At 60.8% G+C, this 22,059-nt stretch carries 21 protein-coding genes; 4 read left to right on the top strand and 17 right to left on the bottom strand.

The window, feature by feature from the left end; translation table 11 throughout:
• Positions 1 to 61: 61 nt before the first annotated feature.
• The 4 genes from V6Z53_RS19185 to V6Z53_RS19200 all read right to left on the bottom strand — a co-directional run bounded on the left by V6Z53_RS19185 (position 62) and on the right by V6Z53_RS19200 (position 1,856).
• Positions 62 to 508, bottom strand: coding sequence for a YetF domain-containing protein (locus tag V6Z53_RS19185; protein WP_338581187.1), 447 nt, complete (start codon positions 506 to 508; stop codon positions 62 to 64).
• Between the two features lie 7 nt (positions 509 to 515).
• Complete coding sequence (locus V6Z53_RS19190) at positions 516 to 1,034, bottom strand: hypothetical protein (RefSeq protein WP_338581188.1); 519 nt, start codon at positions 1,032 to 1,034, stop codon at positions 516 to 518.
• Between the two features lie 6 nt (positions 1,035 to 1,040).
• Complete coding sequence (locus tag V6Z53_RS19195; protein ID WP_338581189.1) at positions 1,041 to 1,541, bottom strand: CinA family protein; 501 nt, start codon at positions 1,539 to 1,541, stop codon at positions 1,041 to 1,043.
• Positions 1,542 to 1,607: 66 nt separating this feature from the next.
• Complete coding sequence (locus V6Z53_RS19200; protein ID WP_338581190.1) at positions 1,608 to 1,856, bottom strand: hypothetical protein; 249 nt, start codon at positions 1,854 to 1,856, stop codon at positions 1,608 to 1,610.
• A gap of 168 nt (positions 1,857 to 2,024) precedes the next feature.
• On the opposite strand from V6Z53_RS19200, the gene V6Z53_RS19205 reads away from it, so the two are divergent.
• A complete protein-coding gene (locus V6Z53_RS19205; protein WP_338586525.1) occupies positions 2,025 to 2,366 on the top strand; it encodes a hypothetical protein in 342 nt (113 codons plus the stop codon).
• Between the two features lie 80 nt (positions 2,367 to 2,446).
• Here the strand turns inward: V6Z53_RS19205 and V6Z53_RS19210 are convergent, their stop codons facing one another.
• From V6Z53_RS19210 to V6Z53_RS19240, 7 genes are all read right to left on the bottom strand, one after another.
• Entirely contained in the window at positions 2,447 to 3,763 is a 1,317-nt protein-coding gene (locus tag V6Z53_RS19210) for an MFS transporter (RefSeq protein WP_338581191.1), read from the bottom strand.
• Between the two features lie 91 nt (positions 3,764 to 3,854).
• Positions 3,855 to 5,072: a fumarylacetoacetate hydrolase family protein gene (locus V6Z53_RS19215; protein ID WP_338581192.1), complete on the bottom strand. Its 1,218-nt coding sequence runs from the start codon at positions 5,070 to 5,072 to the stop codon at positions 3,855 to 3,857.
• A 67-nt stretch (positions 5,073 to 5,139) separates the two neighbouring features.
• Positions 5,140 to 6,195, bottom strand: coding sequence for an Ldh family oxidoreductase (locus V6Z53_RS19220; protein WP_338581194.1), 1,056 nt, complete (start codon positions 6,193 to 6,195; stop codon positions 5,140 to 5,142).
• 16 nt (positions 6,196 to 6,211) lie between these two features.
• Entirely contained in the window at positions 6,212 to 7,792 is a 1,581-nt protein-coding gene (locus V6Z53_RS19225; protein WP_338581196.1) for an aldehyde dehydrogenase (NADP(+)), read from the bottom strand.
• 36 nt (positions 7,793 to 7,828) lie between these two features.
• Positions 7,829 to 9,376, bottom strand: a complete 1,548-nt coding sequence (locus V6Z53_RS19230; RefSeq protein ID WP_338581197.1) for an altronate dehydratase family protein — start codon at positions 9,374 to 9,376, stop codon at positions 7,829 to 7,831.
• Positions 9,377 to 9,540: 164 nt separating this feature from the next.
• Positions 9,541 to 10,503 (bottom strand): LysR family transcriptional regulator, encoded by a 963-nt coding sequence (locus V6Z53_RS19235; protein ID WP_338581199.1) that lies wholly within the window; start codon positions 10,501 to 10,503, stop codon positions 9,541 to 9,543.
• A 1-nt stretch (position 10,504) separates the two neighbouring features.
• Positions 10,505 to 11,452 carry a LysR family transcriptional regulator gene (locus V6Z53_RS19240; RefSeq protein ID WP_338581200.1) on the bottom strand — a complete coding sequence of 316 codons (948 nt, stop codon included), beginning with the start codon at positions 11,450 to 11,452 and terminating at the stop codon, positions 10,505 to 10,507.
• A gap of 101 nt (positions 11,453 to 11,553) precedes the next feature.
• Between V6Z53_RS19240 and V6Z53_RS19245 the strand changes: the two genes are divergently transcribed.
• Positions 11,554 to 12,870, top strand: a complete 1,317-nt coding sequence (locus V6Z53_RS19245; RefSeq protein WP_338581201.1) for an L-fuconate dehydratase — start codon at positions 11,554 to 11,556, stop codon at positions 12,868 to 12,870.
• 47 nt (positions 12,871 to 12,917) lie between these two features.
• On the opposite strand, the gene V6Z53_RS19250 is transcribed toward V6Z53_RS19245, so the two are convergent.
• The 5 genes from V6Z53_RS19250 to V6Z53_RS19270 all read right to left on the bottom strand — a co-directional run bounded on the left by V6Z53_RS19250 (position 12,918) and on the right by V6Z53_RS19270 (position 18,994).
• Positions 12,918 to 14,153: a dihydrolipoyllysine-residue acetyltransferase gene (locus tag V6Z53_RS19250; protein WP_338581202.1), complete on the bottom strand. Its 1,236-nt coding sequence runs from the start codon at positions 14,151 to 14,153 to the stop codon at positions 12,918 to 12,920.
• Between the two features lie 39 nt (positions 14,154 to 14,192).
• The gene (gene mdeB / locus V6Z53_RS19255) at positions 14,193 to 16,892 is read right to left on the bottom strand and encodes an alpha-ketoglutarate dehydrogenase (RefSeq protein WP_338581203.1); all 2,700 of its coding nucleotides are present in this window, start codon (positions 16,890 to 16,892) and stop codon (positions 14,193 to 14,195) included.
• Positions 16,889 to 17,299: a hypothetical protein gene (locus tag V6Z53_RS19260; RefSeq protein ID WP_338581204.1), complete on the bottom strand. Its 411-nt coding sequence runs from the start codon at positions 17,297 to 17,299 to the stop codon at positions 16,889 to 16,891. The genes mdeB and V6Z53_RS19260 overlap by 4 nt, the downstream gene beginning before the upstream one ends.
• Before the next feature lie 58 nt (positions 17,300 to 17,357).
• Positions 17,358 to 17,822, bottom strand: coding sequence for a transketolase (locus V6Z53_RS19265; protein ID WP_338581205.1), 465 nt, complete (start codon positions 17,820 to 17,822; stop codon positions 17,358 to 17,360).
• Between the two features lie 155 nt (positions 17,823 to 17,977).
• Positions 17,978 to 18,994 (bottom strand): 1-aminocyclopropane-1-carboxylate deaminase, encoded by a 1,017-nt coding sequence (locus tag V6Z53_RS19270; RefSeq protein WP_338581206.1) that lies wholly within the window; start codon positions 18,992 to 18,994, stop codon positions 17,978 to 17,980.
• A 164-nt stretch (positions 18,995 to 19,158) separates the two neighbouring features.
• Here V6Z53_RS19270 and V6Z53_RS19275 point away from each other — a divergent pair, with 164 nt between their 5' ends.
• Positions 19,159 to 19,668 carry an Lrp/AsnC family transcriptional regulator gene (locus tag V6Z53_RS19275; RefSeq protein ID WP_338581207.1) on the top strand — a complete coding sequence of 170 codons (510 nt, stop codon included), beginning with the start codon at positions 19,159 to 19,161 and terminating at the stop codon, positions 19,666 to 19,668.
• A 3-nt stretch (positions 19,669 to 19,671) separates the two neighbouring features.
• Here the strand turns inward: V6Z53_RS19275 and V6Z53_RS19280 are convergent, their stop codons facing one another.
• Positions 19,672 to 21,111, bottom strand: a complete 1,440-nt coding sequence (locus V6Z53_RS19280; RefSeq protein WP_338581208.1) for an HD domain-containing phosphohydrolase — start codon at positions 21,109 to 21,111, stop codon at positions 19,672 to 19,674.
• A gap of 113 nt (positions 21,112 to 21,224) precedes the next feature.
• Here V6Z53_RS19280 and V6Z53_RS19285 point away from each other — a divergent pair, with 113 nt between their 5' ends.
• Positions 21,225 to 21,998: an alpha/beta hydrolase gene (locus tag V6Z53_RS19285; RefSeq protein WP_338581209.1), complete on the top strand. Its 774-nt coding sequence runs from the start codon at positions 21,225 to 21,227 to the stop codon at positions 21,996 to 21,998.
• Positions 21,999 to 22,059: the final 61 nt, after the last annotated feature.

Below are 22,059 nucleotides of genomic sequence, written 5' to 3' on the forward strand. Positions count from 1 at the left end.
CTGCGAACAACGGTTCCTTTTCCATTGATGGCAACTGATCAATGGTTGTTGCCGTTGTCGATCAGTTTTCTCGCGCAATGATGGAGATCTTGCCGTTACGCTCAATGATCGCGAACTTGATCTCTTCCAGCTTCTCGATTCCCTGGCTGGAGCGCGCGGCCTCCATGACGTCGGCTTCCACCAGGCGAGCGTGACGCAGGCGCCGATGCAGGAGCTTGCCGTTTTCCACGATAATCGTGGGTTCACCGTCAATCAGCCGTGATAACCATCCCGAACGCTGCTTGAGCAACGAGAGCCCGACGTCGATGGCGATCAAAGTCACAATCACCAGCATCGAATTGGTCAGCGAAAAATCATCCCCAAGCAACGCTTGCTGGGTTGCCTCGCCAATCATCATCAACAAGACAAAGTCAAAGGTCGTCAGCTCGGCCAATGAACGTCGGCCGGCAATCTTGAACAGCACCATGAGCGCCATATACATCGCTGCCGCACGCAATACTGAATCCATAGGTCACCTAGGGGAAAATGAACTGATCGAGTTTCACGTCACTGGTGCCGGGCAAAACGATGCGGCTGTGGAACAACCCAAGGCCATCCCCTCGCAGAGTGAGGAATAAATCCGCCTGTCCTTGGGTATCGGTCTGTACCCATAACCGAATGCCTTGAGCAGAACTGCGGGTGCGCGCCGGCTCAGGCTGAAGCGTCTCGATGCTGAAACCCTCCAGGATCTCCCCGGCCAGTTCCAGCTCGACAGTGGATTCCGGGGAGCCGCTGACACTGATTTTCATGGAGTTGGTCGAGCCGTTGCGGTGGAACATCTCGTATTCCACTCTGACCCTGCCGTCCTCGCTGCGAACATCTCTGGAGCTCAGGACTCCGCGAGAAAACAGGCCCATCAAACCCAATACCATCAGTAAAACCAGCAGATACCACCCGCAGCGCTCAAAGCGCCAGACCCTCAACTGGTACGCCATGTCCTCGCGTACGGGGTATTTACGACTGTGCAAGTCCGGATGTTCGGCATCGTCGTTCATTACGTTTCAACCTTGCTCGCCAAGGAGCGCGCGGCGATGGAAATGCGGCAGCCATTGCATGGCGTACTCGGTTGCTTCCGTTTGCACCTGACAGCGAGTACCGAAAAACCGGTGCTCATGGCTGAACACGCAACGCTCCCCACGCGACTGGAAAGCCCACGCAAAGCAGATGGTGCCTGCGGGAATACCGTCGATATCCTCCGGACCTAGAATCCCGGTTGTGGCGATGGCGGCATTGGCGGTGCTGTCTCGCAGGGCACCCATCGCCATCTCCCTGGCGACCTCCACACTCGTCAGGTTGAAGGTTTCGATGGTGCGCGGATTGACGTGCAAAACACGTTGCTTGGCCTGCGGTGAATACACCACGTAACCGCACTCGATGAACTCACCGCTGCCTTCGATCCCGGACAATAGCGTCACGATTTTTCCGGCAGTGCAGGACTCGGCAGTGGTCAGCAACAAGGCGTTTTCGCGCAGGTAGTCAACAGTATCTTCAGCGATAGACATGAGCGGAACTCACGATGTTATTGCTCGATTGACAGGTGAAGACGCCGAACATTCCAAGAGAACGCTTCAGTGATAATCCTCTCCGGCGACTGCACGCAGATAGGCTTGATCTGCTTCCATTCGCAGATCTCGCCACTCAGTCCAGGTAACGATACCCAGCCGATCCATCTCGTCGGACTGACGAAGCAGTTCGTCGTGGTAGGCGTCAGGACAGTCCATACGCAACTGTCTGTTTTCCAGAGCGCGATGCCAGGCATCAAGGGCACGCAGTCTCACCTCTTGAGCAGGTGTCAGCAGGTCTTTGAAGGCGTTCATCACATTGGCCCACCCGGATATTTCTTGGTGGAGCAGTCGGTTTCGGAATAGGTTCACAACGTCTGACGAGAAGTCGCCGAATTTCCGCTCGACTATAGAATCGACCGCCCCAAAGGCCTTTCAGTCAGCTCGATGGAACATTGCGTAAAGTCCATGCTCTATCGCAACATGAATCCCACTACACCTGATGGTCGCTATTTCGTCGTCAACGGTCAGTTGTGGCGCTGTTCCAATCCATCGCTGACTGAAGACGTTCGCCAACGCCTCGTAAACGATCTCATGGCTGCACGACGTGAGGTCAAGGCTGCGAAGGCCACGGGCGATTCCGACCAGATAAAACTGGCCAGGATTCAAATACAGGAAGCCAAAGTCGCGCTAGGAGAGCGAGGCCCTGTCTGGTGGGAAGATGGCAGCCCAGACCTCAACAGGCGACAAGTTCTCAACACGCCCTACGCGCAGTGGTACCGCTCGTTGAGTAAGCCCCCGGCTACTGATCTTGCCCGGCAGTGACAGACCAGCACCTTTTTTATGCGAAAAAGCCCTGACTATGCAGGGCTTTTTCGTCTTCGGGAGTTGGTGGCCGAGACCTCTTACTCAGTCACCCCCACAATGTGCTCAGGAGCAGGCTCGGCACTGCCGATCGGTGCGTTGAGCAACAGGTAGTACGCCAGCGCCGAGCACAGCGCCACCACAGCACTGATCATGAACGCGGTGTTGAACGAGCCCGAGTACTGGATGCTGAAACCGGTGACGATTGGCGCGACGGAGCCCGCGATGTAGCCGCCGAAGTTCTGGATCGAACCGAACGAGGCGACACGGCGGCTATCGACGATGGTGTTGACGATCATCCATGCAGTGGCACTGGCCATGTTGATGCTGAACAGCGCGAGGCACAGCAGGATGATGCAACCGGTCAGGCCGGTGACAAACGACAGCGGCAAGGTGAACAGCGCGGCCAGTACCAGGCCGGTGATCACGCCGAACTTGCGGCTGGCGAGGATGCTCATGCCACGGCGGACCAACATGTCGCAGAAACGCCCGGCGACGATAGTGCCCACCGCGCCGAAACCATAGGCCAGCGACACCAGCCACGCGGTCTTGTACAGGTTCATGCCGTGCTCGCGTTCGAAGTAACCCGGCAACCAGGTCAGGTGCAGCCACAGCATGTAGATCACACCCATGAAGCCCAGTACCGCGCCCCAGGTGCTGCGGTGTTTGAACAGGTCGAGCCAGCCGGCAAAGTACGAGACCTTCGGTGCCTGCGAATCGACGGCTTGCACCTGAGCTTTTTTCTCGGTCGGCAACGGTTTGCCTTCAGCCGCGAGTTCGGCCAGGTACTGCGCCTTGCTCTTGTAGAAGGTCAGCCAGCACAAGGCCAGGACGATACCGATGGCGCCGGTGATGATGAACATTCCGCGCCAGCCGAAGTTGACCATGAACAGCGTCAGCAACGGCGGCGCCAGGCATGGGCCCAGGCAAGTCGACGACCAGACGATCCCGGTCGGTGTGCCGCGCTCGTTGGCATCGAACCATTCGGACAAGGCTTTGGCCGCCGAAGGAAACATCGGAGCCTCGCCAATCCCCAGCAGCACGCGCAGGCCCATGAAGCCGGCGAAGCTGTTGACCATGCCGAACGTCGACTGCGCCACCGACCAGGCCAGCAACGACGCGCCCAGTGCAATCTTGCTGCCCAAGCGGTCGATGATCAGGCCCATCGGCAACTGCGCAAACGCGTAGGCGATGGAGAAAGCCGACAACAGAATGCCCATTTGCGAAGGGCTGATCATCATGTCCTTCTGGATCGAGGTGTTGGCAATCGACAGCGCACTGCGGTCCAGATAATTGACGATGCCAATCAGTAGCAGGAAGACAACCGTGATGCTTTGATACTTCTTCAGTGAGTTCATCTGATGGCCTTTATTATTGTTGTTTCAGCGGTTGCAATACCGGTGCGATCCATCAACCGGTGACACACTCATCCGTGGGAGCCGACAAAAATCAGGGTTGGCGCGCCGTCACCGCTGCCTCAAGCAGGCCGCGCCGGCTCAGACTGTCGATCAGCGAGCGCAGGCCGAAGTCCCATTGCGGCGCGTGGTCGCTGGTGGTCACGCGGTTGCTCAGGCTGCCCAATTGCGGGTTGCTGATTACCACCACATCGCCCAATTTGTGGGTGAAACCGTTGCCCGGTTGATCGCGATCCTGCTTGGGGGCGAACAAGGTACCGAGAAACAGCACCAGGCCGTCAGGATATTGATGGTTTTCGTTGAGCGTCTGCTGAACCAGGTCGAGCGGGTCGCGGCTGATCTGGCTCATGGAGCTGCGGCCCTCAAGGATGAAACCGTCCTGGCCTTCGACGCGCAAATCCACTTGCGCGTTACGTACGTCATCCAGGTTGAAGGTTTCGTCGAACAGGCGCAGCAACGGACCCAGCGAGGTCGACGCGTTGTTGTCCTTGGCTTTGCCCAGCAACAGGGCACTGCGCCCTTCGAAGTCACGCAGGTTGACGTCGTTGCCGAGCATGGCGCCCTGAATGGTGCCGTTGCTCGATACCGCCAGCACCACTTCCGGTTCCGGGTTGTTCCAGCTCGACTTGGGGTGAATGCCAATGTCTGCGCCATGGCCGACGGACGACAGCGGCTGGGCCTTGGTGAAGATTTCGGCATCCGGGCCGATGCCCACTTCCAGATACTGCGACCACAAGCCCTGCTCCACCAGCACTTTGCGCAAGGCTTCAGCCTGGGCCGAGCCCGGGACGATTTGCGAAAGGTCGGCGCCAATGCGGCTGGCCAGGGTGTCGCGAATCGCGTCAGCCTTGGCCGGGTCACCCTTGGCCTGCTCTTCCACCACCCGCTCCAGCAGACTGGCGGCGAACGTCACGCCAGCAGCCTTGACTGCCTGCAAGTCAATCGGCGCCAGCAGCCATGGCAAGCTTTCGTCGCGGCGACTCGGGTCGCTGTTGTCCAGCAACGCCGGCAACTCGATCAAGGCCTCGGCCAAGGGCAACGCACGCAGATACGCCACCGGGTCTGCCACTTCAAGCAAGGCCGAGACGGTCGCGACATGGGCGCTGACATCGTGCACGGCGCCCGCCTTGACCAGCACCACGGCCGGTCCCTGGCCGGGCAGCCAGACACGCCCGACCCAGCTGCCGGTGTTGAAGACGGCGGCGTTGTTGCTCAGCGGCAGCGGTGCTTGTGCTCTCGAATCGTTTGTCATTTCTGCACTCTTGTTGTGTATGTAGGAGCGAGCCTGCTCGCGAAAAACCTGAGAACACCGCGGGGTGTCAGGAAAGAGCTGGCAGCTGCAACTGCGCGGCGCTCTGGTTGAGGTCGTCGATCACTTTCTGCGACAGGCTCACCCCTTCGCGCAGGGCTTGCTCACGCAGCTTCAACCCGGCCTGACCCGGCAAACGCACCGGGCGCTCGGGGTCCACCGGGCGGCTGGCCAGGATCAGCTTGCTCAGGAACGAACTCTCGTCGGTGAAGGCATCCAGCCCGCCGAAGAAACGCGGATCAATCACCACGGCCGTCGCCGATGCGCCCCATTGGTCCGGGCCGTCCTTGCGGCCATGACCGGCCAGCCCCGAGGTCAGGGCCTCGACCAGAATGGCCAGGGCAAAGCCTTTATGGCCGAAGGCCTGGCCACCCAGCGGCAAGATGCTGCCCGGTGGGGTGGTGAAGAAATCAGTCGGGTTGTCGCTCAACTGGCCTTCGTTGCTCATCAACACCGGGTGCGGCAGCGTGCTGCCGGCATCGCGGCATTGGCCGATCAATCCCAGGGTGACGGTGGACATGCTCACATCCAGCAGGATTGGCTCGCCCCGGGTCGGGATGCCTGCGGCAATCGGGTTGGGCGTGTAGATCGGGTCGATCCCGCCATGGGCGCAGACCAAACCAACCGACGGGTCCGAGGAATACACCATGGCCACCAGGCCACGGTCGGTAAAGGGCTTCAGATAGGCGGCGAGGCAACCGATGTGCGAAGCGCGGCGCACCACGGCGATACCGATTCCCTGCGCCATGGCGCCCTTGGCCGCGCAGTCCAGGGCGCGACTGACGCAATACGGGCCGAGCACATAGTGGCCATCGAACAGCGCCGAAATGCCGCTGTCGGAGACCTGTTCCAGTAACCCGGCACTGGCCTTGACCTGCCCGCTGAGCACGCCGCCGAGATAGCGGCTCACCAGGTTGAGGCCGTGGGTGCGATGGCCCAGCAGCTCACCTTCGAGCAGCACCCGGGTCACCACTTGGGCGACCTCGGCATCGGCCCCGGCCTTTTCGAACAGTTGCTCGACGAACGCGGTCAGCGTTTGTACGTCGTAGCGTTTTGCTTCCGTCATGCTTGCTGCTCCGTATTCAGTTCGCCACCGCTGTGCTGTGCTTGCCATCGACCAGCCGTTGGATGCCCAGCGGGTTGGCGTTTTTCAGGGCATCGGGCAGCAACGCGTCGGGCACGTTCTGGTAGCACACCGGACGCAGGAAACGATCGATCGCCAGGGTGCCGACCGACGTGCCGCGGCTATCGGACGTGGCCGGGTACGGGCCGCCATGGACCATCGCATCGCACACTTCAACGCCGGTCGGGTAGCCATTGAGCAGCACTCGACCGACCTTCACTTCCAGCGCACCGAACACTTCACCGAAGGCCGTCAGGTCGTCGTTGTCGGCCAGCAACGTGGCCGTGAGCTGGCCGCGCAAGGCGCCGACCGCGCGCAACAGTTCAGCCTTGTCCGCCACTTGAACCAGTACCGTGCAAGGGCCGAAGACCTCTTCCTGTAGCAGTTCATCGTTTTCCAACAGCAGGCTGATATCGGCCTCGAACAATTGCGGCTGCGCCTGGTTGCCCTTCTGCGCCAGGCCACTCAAGTGCCTGATGCCCGGGTGAGCCAACAACGCCTGCAAGCCTTTGCCGTAGCTGTTCAAGGTGCCGGCATTGAGCATGGTTTGCGGCGCCTGCGCGGCCATGTGCCCGGTCAGTTGCTCGATGAAAGCGCTGAACGCCGGCGAGCGAATGCCGACGACCAGGCCGGGGTTAGTGCAGAACTGGCCACAGCCCTGCACCACCGAAGCGCTCAGTTCCTTGGCAATCAACGCGCTGCGGTTGGCCAGGGCTTGTGGCAAGACCAGCACCGGGTTGATGCTCGACATCTCGGCGAACACCGGGATCGGTTGTGGCCTTGCCGCCGCCATATCGCACAGGGCACGACCGCCCTTCAGCGAGCCGGTAAAGCCCACGGCCTGAATACCAGGGTGTTTGACCAGTGCCTCGCCGACGCCAGCTCCGAAGATCATGTTGAACACGCCGGCCGGCATGCCGGTGCGTTCGGCAGCGCGGATCAGCGCTTCGGCCACACGTTCGGCCGTGGCCATGTGGCCGCTGTGGGCCTTGAACACAACAGGGCAACCGGCGGCCAGAGCGGCGGCGGTGTCACCGCCAGCCGTGGAGAACGCCAGCGGAAAGTTGCTGGCACCGAAGACCGCCACCGGGCCGACACCGATGCGGTACTGACGCAAGTCAGGACGCGGCAACGGAGTGCGCTCCGGCAGCGCCTGATCGATGCGTGCGCCATAGAAATCGCCACGGCGCAGGACTTGCGCAAACAAGCGCATCTGGCCGCTGGTACGGCCGCGTTCACCCTGAATGCGGGCGCTCGGCAGAGCGGTCTCGCGGCAGGTGAATGCGATGAAGTCCTCGCCCAGATCGTCGAGTTCATCGGCGATGGCTTCAAGGAATTCGGCCCGGCGTACTGCGGGCAAGTTGCGAAACAACGGGAACGCCGCACTGGCAGCCGTCACCGCTGTATCGACCTCGGCCAGAGTCGCCTGATGGAATGCGCCGGGCAGTTGTTCGCCGGTGTGAGCGTCGACGCTATAAACCAGAGTGTCGCCCAGGGCGCTACGTTGGCCCGCGATAAAGTTGAATCCGGAAACTTGCATGTGCTTTTCGCCTTGTGGAGGTTGCAGGGCTGTCAATCAGGTCACGGCACCGATCTGCCAGGGCACGAACTCGTTCTGCCCATAACCGTGCTGTTCGCTCTTGCTGCGCTCGCCTGAAGCGATGCGCAGCATCTGTTCGAAGATGTACGCGCCGCGCTCTTCAATGCTGGTGGAACCGTCGGCGATGCCGCCGCAGTTCACGTCCATGTCTTCTTCCTGGTGTTCGAACACCCGGTTGTTGGTTGCCAACTTGATCGACGGTGCCGGCGCGCAGCCGTAGGCAGAGCCTCTGCCGGTGGTGAAGGCGATAAGGTTGGCGCCACCGGCGACTTGCCCTGTGGCCGAGACCGGGTCATAGCCCGGCGTATCCATGAACACCAGCCCCTTGGCCCGGACCGCTTCTGCGTATTGGTAGACATCCACCAGATTGCTGGAACCGGCCTTGGCCACCGCGCCCAGGGACTTCTCCAGAATCGTGGTCAGGCCACCGGCCTTGTTGCCGGCCGAAGGGTTGTTGTTCAGTTCGGCGTTCATGCGCTGGCAGTAGTCTTCCCACCAATGGATGCGCGCGATGAGTTTTTCCCCCACCTCGCGGCTCACGGCACGGCGCGTCAGCAAGTGTTCGGCGCCATAGATTTCCGGGGTTTCTGAAAGAATCGCGGTGCCACCGGCCGCTACCAAACGGTCAACGGCATTGCCCAGCGCCGGGTTGGCGGTGATGCCCGAGTAACCGTCCGAGCCGCCGCATTGCAAGCCGACAATCAAGTGGCGAGCGCTGACTGACTCACGTTTCACCTGATTGGCCTGAGGCAGCAATGCCTTGACCTGCTCGATGCCACTGGCGATGGTCTTCGACGTGCCGCCGATGCCTTGAATGGTGAACGCGCGCAACTGGTCGCTGGCGGTGAGCCCTTGCGTCTCGAGCAGGCTCTCGATCTGGTTGGTTTCACAACCCAGGCCGATGATCAGCACGGCAGCGAAATTAGGGTGCACGGCGTAACCACCGAGCGTGCGACGCAGCAGCCCCAGGGCTTCGCCGCTCGGGTCGACTGCGCAACCGGCGCCGTGGGTCAGCGCCACGACGCCGTCGATGTTCGGAAAAGCCGCCAGCGCTTCAGGATGGATGTCCCGACGAAAGTAGTCCGCCACGGCCCGGGCCACGGTCGCCGAGCAGTTCACCGAGGTGAGAATGCCGACATAGTTGCGGGTCGCCACGCGGCCATCGGCACGCACGATGCCCTGGAACAGGGCTTCGGTACTGGGCGTGGCGTGGGCATCGACGCCGAAGGCGTAGTCACGGGCAAAATCGCCCATCTCCACATTGTGCACATGCACATGCTCGCCGGCCTCGATGACCTGCGAAGCAAACCCGATGATTTGGCCGTAACGACGCAGGGGCTGGCCCTGCTCTACCCGCTGAGTGGCGACTTTGTGCCCGGAGGGAATCGGCTGACGCACGGTGATCGCTTCGGCTTCCAGGACCAGGCCTTCAGGCAAGACCTGCCGTGCAATCGATACGTTGTCCAGGGGATTGAGGCGGATCACGGCAGAGTCGCCGGTCCGGGTTCTGGCAATCAGTTGCATGGGACCTCTCAGGGCAGTACGGCTGACTTCTTGTTATGGCGTCGCCCGTTTCGTGACGGGCGAATCTGCGATAACTGTAGGGAGCCAGCCCCAACATTCCCAATGAGATGATCCGATCAATCGATAACCTGACGTTATCGGATTGGCTTATTGAGCGACACTAATCAATCGCTCGCCGATTCTGCCTCCTGCCGTTGACGCGCGAAATCGAGCAGGATGTCGGCGAATTCCCGGGCCGAACCGGTGAGCGGCTCGTCCTTTCGGGTAATGATCCCGTACTCCAGCGGTGCCAGATGCAATGGGGTCTTCAGCTCCTTGAACTGGCCACTGTCCAGCTGCGCCGCCACCATCGATCGGGGCAACATGGCGATCATCGGTCCGGAGTGCAGCAGTTGCAGGAACATCTGCATGGAGATGGTATTGACGCTGTCCGCCGGCGATGTGATGCCTGCGGCCTTGAACGCCAACTCCAGGCGATCGCGAATCGGCGTACCGACCGGATACAGCACCCACGGCCACTCGCCGAGCGCTTCCAGCGGCGTGAAGTCCAGCTCATTGAGCGGATGACTGCTGTTGACCACCAGGCTGAAGGGCTCGGGCTCCAAAGGCTGGAAATCGAAGACCTGGCTGTAACGCTCTTCGGTGAAGCGGCCGATCATCAGGTCCAGCTTGTTTTGCTCAAGCATGGCCAGCAGATGGTCGCTGGACTGCTCCACTACTTCGATCGACAGCAAAGGACTGCGCGCCTTGATCGCGGCGATGGCCTGGGGCAGCACCACCGAGGTCGCCGCAAAAATCCCGCCCACCTTGAGAAAACCATGCCCGCCCTTGCGCAGCCGATTGACCTGATCTACAAACTTGTGTGAATCGGCCAACGCACCCTGGGCATACCGCACCACATGCTCGCCCAGCTCCGTCGGCGGCATGCTGCGCGGCAGACGCTCGAACAGGGCAAAGCCGAACTGCTCCTCCAGATCACGCAGCATCTTGCTCAAGGCTGGCTGACTGAGATTCATCCGGATGGCGGTGGCGTGCATGTTGCGCGTGCGCGCCAGGGTGTCGATCAGCACCAGGTGCTTGAAGCGCACCCAGTTGCAGAAGCTGGAATGGGTGATATCTGACGGCATGTTATTGCTCCCTGAAATACTCGAGCAGCCTATCCAAAACCAGTGGTCTAGGCCGAGACCGCAACGTCAGCAAACCAATGTTGACCATGGAAATCGGCAACTCCACCGGCAAAACCGTGACCATCCCATAGCGCGCATAATGCTCGGCCACATCATTGGGCACCACCGCGATCATGTCCGACGCCTCGAGCATCGCCGTGGTCGCCAGGATCGAAGCGGTCTCGACAATGTCCAGCGCCTGCACCATACCGCCGGCCTTCAGGGCACTTTCCACCCGCCGACGCATGGGGCTGCCGATGGGATGCAGGATCCAGGTCAATGTGATCAAGTCGGCCAACTGCAATGGCGAAGATCCCGCCAACGGATGACCAGCCCGGGCGATCACGCGCATCTGTTCACCCTGATCGAACAGCTCGATATCCAGATCCTGACTGTCGCTCTGGTCCGGCAAGCGCCCCAACACCACATCGAAATCACCGCGCAGCAAGGCCGGTAGCAAGGTATCGCTGGTACCGACCTCAATCGAAATGCGCACCTTGGGGTAATCGCGCTTGTACGCCAGCACCGCTTTTGTCAGCAGTCGGGGCACCGGTCCCATCACACTGCCGATGCGCACCAGCCCCGCAGCCCCACGTGCCAGTTCCGCGATCCGCGCCTGGGCATGCTCGAACTCATGCAGCGCGCCCTGGGCGTAGCGGATCATCACTTCGCCATACAAGGTTGGCTGCATGCCGCGCGGCAAGCGCTCGAACAGACGCACTCCAAGACGCTCTTCCAGTTGCTGCAACAGCAAGCTGGCGGCAGGTTGCGTGGTGTGCATCGCCGCGGCTGCGCGGCGCAGGTTGCCGAACTCACCCAAGGCATGAAGCAAGGTGATCTGCCGGCTGGAAATTTTCAGGGTGCCGAAATTATTCGGCGTGAGCGTGGCGCCTTCTGGATTGGATGACATATCAAATCCGGTATCCCTGCTTAGGAAATCGCGATTATGCACATATCGCTCGTCGACCTACAGTCGGTTCTCCAAATGGTCTTCAAGAACAAGAGCCCGCCATGCCTATTCGAATCACCCATCTGAGCGTTCGCGACATCCGCTTCCCCACTTCCCTGTCCCTGGACGGCTCCGATGCGATGAACAGCGCACCGGATTACTCCGCGTCCTACGTCGTGTTGCACACCGACGCCCCGGCCAACCTTGAAGGCCACGGTCTGACCTTCACCATCGGCCGTGGCAATGAAATCTGCGTGGCCGCGGTGCAATCGCTCGCGCCGATGGTGGTCGGTTTGTCGCTGGAAGAGATCGTCGCCGACATGGGCGCTTTCTGGCACAACATCACCGTGGGCGACAGTCAACTGCGCTGGCTGGGCCCGGAAAAAGGCGTGATCCACCTCGCCACCGCGGCGATCGTCAACGCCGTCTGGGACCTGTGGGCCAAGCACGAAGGCAAACCGGTGTGGAAATTGCTGGCCGACATGACGCCGGAACAATTGGTGCGCTGCCTGGACTTCAGTTACGTCACCGACGTGCTCACCCCTGAAGAAGCCATCGCCCTGCTGCGCCGCCAAGTGCCGGGCAAGGCCCAGCGTGAGGCGCACATGCTGCGCGAAGGCTATCCCGGCTACACCACCGCGCCAGGCTGGCTCGGCTATAGCGAAGAAAAAATGCGTCAATTGGCCCGCGAAGCGGTCGAGGATGGCTGGACGCACATCAAGCAGAAAATCGGCGCGAATCTCGAAGACGACATCCGTCGCGCCACGATTCTGCGTGAAGAAATCGGCTGGGAACGGACGCTGATGATGGACGCCAATCAGGTCTGGGACGTCGATGAATCGGTCGCCAACATGCGCCGCCTCGCCGCGTTCGAACCGCTGTGGATCGAGGAGCCGACCAGCCCCGACGACATTCTCGGCCATGCCAGCATTCGCCAGCGCATCGCACCGATCGGCGTCGCCACCGGCGAGCATTGCCACAACCGGGTGATGTTCAAGCAGATGTTCCAGGCCGGCGCAGTGGATTTCTGCCAGCTGGACGCGGCGCGCCTGGGCGGTCTCAACGAGGTGCTGATCGTGCTGCTGATGGCCGCCAAGTTCGACGTGCCGGTCTGCCCCCATGGCGGTGGTGTCGGGTTGTGCGAGTACGTGCAGAACATCGCCCTGTTCGACTACATCGCCGTCTCGGCCTCGCTGCACAACCGTGTTCTGGAATACGTCGACCACCTGCACGAACACTTCCTCGATCCGGTGGTGATCCACCGTGGCCGCTACATGCCGCCGCAGCGTCCTGGCTACAGCATCGAAATGACCGCCGAAACCCTGGAACGTTACCAGTATCCCGACGGCCCGGTGTGGGTCGACATCCGCCGCGCCTGACCACTGAACCACGGTGCCCGCTGCTATAGCAGCGTGGCACGTGACGGCTACAAAACGAGCCGCCGGTAATCCGCCAACACCCCCGTCAGATAAGCATTGAAACGCCCCGCCACCGCGCCATCGATGACCCGATGATCCCAACTCAGGCTTAGTGGCAGCATGTTGCGCGTGACCACTTCGCCCCGCTCCAGGGCAAGTCGTTCGACACTCTTGCCCACGCCCAGAATCGCCACTTCCGGTGCATTGATGATCGGTGTGAAGTAGGTACCGCCGATACCGCCCAACGATGAAATGGAAAAGCAGCCACCACTCATTTCGGCAGCGCTCAACTTTCCTTCCCGCGCCTTGGCCGCCAGTTCCGACATCTCCGTTGCAATCGCCCGAATGCCTTTGCGGTCGACATCCCTGATCACCGGCACCACCAGCCCTTGCGGCGTATCGGCGGCGAAACCGATGTGCACGTAACCCTTGAGCACCAGTTCATCGCCGTTGAGGCTGGCATTGAACTCGGGGAATTGCTTCAGCGCCGCTGCACAGGCTTTCATCAGCAACGCGAGCAACGTGATCTTCACCCCGGCCGAGGCGTTTTCCTTGTTCACCCGAACGCGGAATTGTTCGAGCTGGGTGATATCGGCATCGTCGTGATTGGTGACGTGAGGGATCATCACCCAATTGCGATGCAGGTTGGCGCCGCTTATTTTCCTGATCCTCGACAACGCCTTGCTCTCAACTGGCCCGAATTTGGCGAAGTCGACCACCGGCCACGGCAGCAAGCCACCCAAGGGTTGAGTTGCCGTGGCGGTTTGAGGCAAAGCACTCAGCGCAGCTTTTACATGGGCCAACACGTCAGCCTTGGTGATGCGATTGCGCAGCCCGGTCCCTCGGATGCTTTGCAGCGCCACACCCAGTTCCCGAGAGAACTTGCGCACCGAGGGCGATGCCAAGGGCAAGTCCGTTGTTGAGACAACAATCTCGAATGGTGCCGCAACCACAGGCTCATCAGGAATATCAGCGGGTTCGACAACAGGCTGTGCCGCTGGCTGATCAACCTCGATACTGGCGATCGCCGAGCCTTCGCTGATCTTGTCGTCCAGCCTGACCGACAATGACTGCAACACACCCCCATGGGGCGATGGAATTTCCATGGACGCCTTGTCGGTCTCGACAATGATCAGGGTCTGTCCTTCGACCACGGTGTCGCCCGCCTTGGCGAGGATTTCTATAACGCCCACATCCCTGGCGTCCCCGATATCGGGCAGACGAATTTCACGCACATTCTTCATAAACACTTCCTGAAAATTCGACTCACACCAAGCCCGGTTTCAGGCTTCCCAAGGCGCCACGCCGTCAACGTCAATGGCGTACCTGGCGATAGCCTCGGCACACACGCTCGCGTCCAGAGTTCCCTCGTTAACCAGTGCCGTCAGCGCACTCAAGACGATCTGATGGCGATCCACTTCGAAGAACTCGCGCAGCCTGTGGCGAGTGTCGCTGCGGCCAAAACCGTCGGTGCCGAGCACGGTGTAGCGGGCATCCAGATAACTGCCGATCAACTGCGGCAAGGCGCGCACGTAATCGGTGCAGGCAATGATCGGCGCCGAGTCGTTGAGCGACGCTTGCACATGGCACTGGCGCGCCGGTTGCTGCGGATGCAGGCGATTCCAGCGCTCCACTTCACGGGCATCACGGGCCAGTTCGGTGAAGCTGGTGACGCTCCATACCTGGCTGTCGATGTTCCAGTCGCTGGCCAGCAATTCGGCGGCGGCAATCACTTCGCGCAGGATGGCGCCGGAACCCAGCAATTGCACGCGGCCACGGGCATCCTCGAATTCATGCCGGGCAAACAGGTACATGCCCTTGATGATCGCCTGTTCGACGCCGTCAGGAAGGTTGGGTTGCGGGTAGTTTTCGTTCATCAGGGTGACGTAGTAGAACTCGTCCACCTGACGTTCCAGCATCTGACGCATGCCGTGATCGAGAATCACCGCGAATTCACCGGCGAACGCCGGGTCGTAGGCGCGGCAGTTGGGGACCATCGCCGCCATCAGGTGGCTGTTGCCGTCCTGATGCTGCAACCCTTCCCCGCCCAATGTCGTGCGCCCTGCCGTAGCCCCGAGCAGAAAGCCTCGGGCCCGTTGATCCGCCGCCGCCCAGATCAGGTCGCCGATGCGCTGGAAGCCGAACATCGAGTAATAGATGTAGAACGGCAACATCGGCAGGCCATGCACCGAGTAACTGGTCGCGGCGGCGACCCAGGAACTGATCGCCCCGGCCTCGCTGATGCCCTCTTCCAGAATCTGGCCGTCGAGTGCTTCCCGGTAGCTGAGGATCGAACCGATGTCTTCCGGTTCATAGCGCTGGCCGACGCTGGAATAGATCCCGATCTGCTTGAACAGGCTGGCCATGCCGAACGTCCGCGCTTCATCCGCCACGATCGGCACGATGCGCGGCCCCAATTGTTTGTCCCGCAGCAAACCACTGAGCATGCGCACGAACGCCATGGTGGTGGACATTTCCTTGCCTTCGGCGGCAATGGCGAACCCGGCATAACTGTTGATCTCGGGGACGGCCAATGACTCGCTGGTGGTGGGCCGTGCGGGCATGTAGCCGCCCAAGGCCTGGCGTCGTTCATGCAGGTAGCGCATTTCGGCGCTGTCTTCTTCGGGTTTGAAGAAGCTCAAGGATTCTGCCTGCTCGTCGGTCAGCGGCAAGTTGAAACGGTTGCGGAAGGCGATCAACGCTTCCTTGTCGAGTTTCTTCTGCTGGTGCACGGTCATCTTGCCCTGCCCCGCGTCACCCATGCCGAAGCCCTTCTTGGTCTGCGCCAGAATCACCGTGGGTTTCTTGCCTTCGAGCAGCGCGCTTTGATACGCCGCATGGATTTTCACGATGTCGTGGCCGCCGCGCTTGAGGCGATCGATCTGCTCATCGCTCAAGCCTTGGGCCAGATGCGCCAACGCCTCGTTCTGGCCGAAGAAATGGTCGCGGTTGAAGCGCCCGTCTTTTGCCGCGAACGTCTGGAACTGACCGTCGACGGTGCTGGACAACGCCTTGACCAGCGCACCATCGGCATCCCGTGCAAACAGACCGTCCCAATCGGAACCCCAGACCAGTTTGATCACGTTCCACCCGGCGCCGCCGAACAGCGCTTCCAGCTCGTCGATGATGCGACCATTGCCGCGCACCGGCCCGTCCAGCCGTTGCAGGTTGCAGTTGACCACCCACACCAGATTGTCCAACCCTTCGCGCGCGGCCAGGGTCAGCGCCGACATGCTTTCCGGCTCGTCCATTTCACCGTCGCCGAACACGCCCCATACGGTTCGACCCTTGGTGTCTTGCAGGCCCCGGTGGTCCAGGTAACGCATGAATCGCGCCTGGTAGATCGAACTGATCGGGCCGATGCCCATGGAGCCGGTCGGGAATTGCCAGAAGTCCGGCATCAGCCACGGGTGCGGATAACTCGACAAGCCCCGTGCACCATTGGCGCGGGCGCCGATTTCCTGCCGATAGTGCTGCAAGTCCTGCTCGTCGAGCCGTCCTTCGAGAAACGCGCGGGCATAGACGCCCGGTGCCGAATGCGGTTGATAGAACACCAGGTCACCGCCGCTGCTTTCGGTGCGTGCGTTGAAGAAATGGTTGAAGCCCACTTCGAACAAATCGGCGGCGCTGGCATAACTGGCGATGTGGCCACCCAACTCGCCATACGCGTGGTTGGCACGGGCGACCATGGCCAAGGCATTCCAGCGCATGATCGACGCCAGGCGTTCCTCGATGGCCAGGTCCCCGGGGAAGACCGGTTGGCGTTCGACACTGATGGTGTTGATGTATGGCGTGCCATGGCTGGGCCGCCAGCCGATGTCCGCGCTGCTCGCCACCGCCACCAGCATGTCGAGGATCTGTCTGGCCTGGGCAGTGCCGCCATGGGCGATGACCGATAGCAAGGCGTCACGCCATTCGGCGATTTCCTCACTGTCTTCTGCGGCCTGGCCCGGCAGTTGGGCGTGATGATCGGACGGGTTCATGAGCATCTCCTGCAACTGTCGGGTAACGCTTCAAGATGGCGTGAATGGCTGACTCGGGCGAGGCTTTTGACGTGTTCTACTGCGTCAATGACGGAACGCTCCGCCCAGGTGTCGTGCGTGACGTGGTAGACGCAGGGCTTGCCGTGCAGCAAGCGTTCATCAAGCTGACCGAACACTACAAAACTGTAGTCACTGCGGGTTGTTTGCACCTCGACGATCTTCTCGGGTCCAGTGTCAGCCCTGTCTACCTGCATAAGGGCGATGTTGTCGAAACAGCTGAAACCATGATGCATCAAGTCAATATGATCGCTATCAAGTCCGGACGCGATAACCACGATGCGCGTGCAACTGGACGGCTCGCGCATCCATTTCATGGCTTGATGTCGGTAGTCGGTGGATCGGTTCATAGGCGTTGTCTTTCTTGTTTGAATAGTTGATTCAGCCGTTGAATGGGCAGCGGGATTTCTAGAGGGCGCAACGCTCCTGCAACACGCTTTTGGCCAGCGTCCGGGCCATCGATAAAATGGCCTCCACCTGCTTATCCATCGCAGCGCCGGATAGCGCCGGCGTTCCCGGATTGATCACACGCAGCGGGTGGCCGCACACCGAACCCAGCCAGGTCAGGCCGGGTATCGGGGTGATCTCGACATCCAGTAAAAAACAGCCTTTGGATACGCCACTCAACAATCGAGTGGCCTGACAGGTGGAGGCCGGAACCTGCTCCATCGATTGGGAACTGACTTGCAACCAGTCGTGCATCAACACCTTGGGTTGCGTCACCACCAGGTAAGCGACCTGATCCCAGTCGTCGATTGCCACGTGCAACCGGTCAATGATGTACTTGGGCAGCGCGGCGCTGGTGACGATGACCACCCCGACATCCGCCAGAGGCTCTTTGATCCAGGTTGCGGATTGCGATATCGCATGCATGGCGGTACTCCCGGCGAAAAGGATCAGAACACTGCAATCACTGTGGGAGCGGGCTTGCTCGCGAAGAGGGAGTGTCAGTCGACAGAGATGTTGCCTGGCATACCGCTTTCGCGAGCAAGCCCGCTCCCACAGGTTGTTCACCTTCCGACAGAAGTTCAGCCGTTACGAAACAGGAAGCTGTAGGCGTTCAGCGCCGGAGCGCCACCGAGGTGGGCGTAAAGCACTTTCGACCCTTCGGGGAATTCACCGCGACGGACCATTTCGATCATGCCGTGCATTGATTTGCCCTCGTACACCGGATCAGTGAGCACCCCTTCGAGGCTGCCGCACAGGCGGATCGCTTCCAGTGTCCCTTCGTTGGGCAGGCCATATTCGGGATAGGCGAAGCGCGTATCGAGTACCACGTCGTCTTCGGTGATTTCGCGCCCCAGATCCACCAGTTCGGCGGTGTGGCGGGCGATGCGCAGGATTTGCGCCTTGGTTTTTTCCGGTTTGGCCGAGGCATCGATGCCGATGACGTTCTTCGAACGCCCGTCCTCTGCGAATCCCACGACCATGCCGGCCTGGGTGCTGCCGGTCACCGAGCAGACCACGATGTAGTCAAACTTGAAGCCCAGTTCCTTTTCCTGCTGCCGTACTTCTTCGGCGAAACCGACGAACCCGAGGCCGCCGTAGGGATGCTCGGAACAACCTGCGGGGATCGGAAACGGTTTGCCGCCACCCTCGACGACATCGCTCATGGCTTTCTCCCAACTAGGTCGAATGCCGATGTCGAAGCCTGCTGCATCCAGCCGCACGTCGGCGCCCATGATCCGCGACATCTCGATGTTGCCGACGCGGTCGTACACGGCGTCGGAGTAGTTCACCCAGTTTTCCTGCACCAGCACACACTTCATGCCCAGGTGGGCGGCGACCGCAGCGACTTGGCGGGTCTGGTTGGACTGGATGCCGCCGATCGACACCAGGGTGTCGCAGCCTTGATCGATGGCTTCGGGAATCAGGTATTCGAGCTTGCGTGTCTTGTTCCCGCCGAAGGCCAGGCCACTGTTGCAATCTTCACGTTTGGCATACAACTCCACCTTGCCGCCCAGGTGTTCGCTGAGGCGTTTGAGGGGCGTGATGGGAGATGGACCGAAGGTCAGCGGATAACGTTTGAAGCGATTCAGGTTCATGGCGTTGTTCCTTATAAGTTGAGATATCCAAGCTCTTTCAGCGGGCTTCGATGAATCAATCTTAAGAAAAAACCTGAAAATTTGTGTTGCAAGTTTCAACCAATAAATGAAGCATTATTTGTGCTGATCAAACCAGAACTTTACTTAATTGCGTGTAGGCGACCATGAACGCAACAAACAACCATAAGAAAGCTAGCGAGAAAGCCGCAGAGCCGATGCAGCTTGATCGCACCGACCGCGCCATCCTCAAGGCCCTGCAGCGAGATGCTTCGATCTCTAACGTAGCCTTGGCGGAGAAAGTGAAACTGAGTCCGCCGGCCTGCCTGCGGCGCGTCGACCGACTCAAACAGGCCGGCCTGATCAAGGGCATCGTCGCCCTGCTCGACCCCGAAGCGCTGGATGCGGGAATGGTGGTGTTGATCGGCGTGGTGCTGGACCGCTCCACGCCGGAATCGTTTGCCGCCTTCGAGGCCGCCGCGCAAAAAGTCTCGGGCTGCATGGAGTGCCACGTGGTAACTGGGGAATTCGACTACTTCATGTTGCTGCGGACCAAGGACAGCCAGAGCTTCAACCGCCTGCATGCAGAACAGTTGCTGTACCTGCCGGGTGTCCGGCAGATCCGTTCTTTCATGGGATTGCGTCAAGTGTTGTCGACGCCGCAAATTCCTCTGTGAAACTCAGATCAGCCCCAGCGTCAGTGCCTTGAGCGTCGCCGCCGCACGGGTGGTGCATTGCAGTTTGCGGAACACGCTCTCGACGTGGGTCCGCACCGTGCTTGGGCTGATGCCGAGCTGGCGCGCCACCTCCTTGTTGCTGCCGCCCATGCTGATACGCCGCAGGATTTCCGTCTCCCGCTCGGACAGCGGGCCGCTGCTCGCCTTGCCGGGGGCAACGCTGCTATCACCCCGGGCCGCCGCCATGACGGCCTGACAGGCACGCGAATCGAAACGCCCCTGTGCCGCTTCGTCGAGCAACAGTTGTTCTGCTTGTTGCGCACTGAGTGCCGGCCGCCACGGTCGGTCGGCGATCAGCGCTTGCCAGGCCAGTGCCGCTGCCAACAGGCAATGCTCGGTTTGCAGGGCATCGCCGTTCAGGCTGCGGAAATAGCCGCTGCCATCGAGGCGTTCATACGCGTGGGCAGCCAGTTGACCCGGCGCGACCAGTTCAGGCACCTGGGTGCTGGCCCGCAGTGTCCAGTAAGGCACGAGCCGCACCTGTTCGAGATCACCGTCAAGCAATGCACCTGGGGTGTTCCAGATTCGATTGGGCACCGCAGCCCGGCCGATGCCGTGAATCAGCGCGGCCTTGCCCAACTGATCAACCGATGACTCTGTGAGCCCCGACAGTTTGCCGGCCTCCCGCACCAGTTCCGACGCACGCCGCGAATAGCCCGCCAGCCACGGCAGCTTGAGATCGATCACGTCACTGACCAGCGTGAGCGAGACTGTCGCGCCATTGCCGGTCGCGCCTGATGCAGACGCTTGCGGTGTGCGCAGTTGTTGCAACCAGTCCTCGGCATGGCGCGAAATCTCGGCGGCCAGCGATGCCGGATAACGACGATCAGCCTGGGTCGTGATCCACTCCAGCGCGGCCTCCAGACCGTGAACCCGGGACATGATTTCCAGATCGCCGGCCAGCAACACCTGATACACCACCTCCGGCACCTCGGGGTGTCGCAGCCCAAACGGCCGGCCTTCGCCATCAAACTGCTCGAATACATGCCGCAGCCCGTGTTCAGCCGCTGCATTCAAGCCCAGCGTACGGGCGATATCCCCGGACACTTCGCAATGGATTTGCGCCAGGGGCGTGGTTTTGCGCATCGCCCGTTGCCCGGCGGCATTCAGTGTCTGGCTCAGCATGGCGTTACGCCCGCCGACATCATCGCCCAGCAACCGCGTGAAGCCCTCGGCGTTGGCGGTACACCCCGACCAGCGCAACAGCGCCACCTGACGTGCGATCTCCAGATGATCGCCAGCCCCGTTGCAGGACTGCGCGAGCATCCGTGCCAGCCGCGCGGTGCGACGTGACTGGTCGAAGGGCTGCCCCATGCTCAGGTCGCCCACCATGGACAAGGCCAGGATGGCGCCTTCGAGCTCGATGCAGTCAAGATCCGGCATAACGCACTCCACACAATCGCTGAAAATTATTCGTTCGCCTCGGATAAACGACCGATACCTGAACCTGCGGACATTGATGAAACTGGACCTCACCAAAAACAGGAGATTTGACCATGTTCAAACCCAAGACGCTCGCCCTCGCTCTCGCCATGACCGCTTCGCTGTTTACCGCAGCAAGCCATGCCGCCACCGCGCAACCTTCGGTGGTCATCGTACACGGCGCCTTCGCCGATGGCTCCGACTGGGCCAAAGTCGTACCGCTGTTGCAGGCTGAAGGCATCAAGGTCACCGTGGTGCAAAATCCGTTGACCTCGCTGGCCGACGATGTGGCGGCGACCCAGCGCGTCTTGAACAACCAGGGCGACAACGTGGTCCTGGTCGGGCACTCCTGGGGCGGTACGGTAATCAGTCAGGCCGGCACCGACAAGAAGGTCAGCGGCCTGGTGTACGTCGCCGCGTTCGCGCCGGATGCCGGTCAAGCCAGCAAAGACCTGGGCAAGGACTACCCGGCGCCGTCCGGCGTGAAAGACATTGCCGCCGACAAAAACGGCTTTCTCTACATGACCCCGCAAGGCATGGCGACAGGTTTTGCCCAGGACCTGCCTGCACAGCAGACCGCAATCATGGCGGCTACACAGGGACCGATTCGCGCCTCGGCGTTTGACGACAAAACCAGCGTCGCAGCCTGGAAAGGCAAACCGTCGTGGTATGTCGTAGCGGCTGAAGACCACATGATCCAGCCCGACTTGCAACGCGCATTCGCCAAGAAAATCGGCGCACAAACTACCGAGCTGAAGACCAGCCATGTACCTCAGCAATCGCGTCCGGGCGATGTTGCCAAAGTGATCATTCAAGCGGTCCACAAGAGCCAGGTGGCAGCTCAATAACACCGAAAGCAAAACCTCAAACGAAAAAAGACGCACCGCGTGAGCGCGTGCGTCTTTCGTG

The sequence above is a fragment of the Pseudomonas sp. MAG733B genome (assembly GCF_036884845.1).
Taxonomy (GTDB): domain Bacteria; phylum Pseudomonadota; class Gammaproteobacteria; order Pseudomonadales; family Pseudomonadaceae; genus Aquipseudomonas.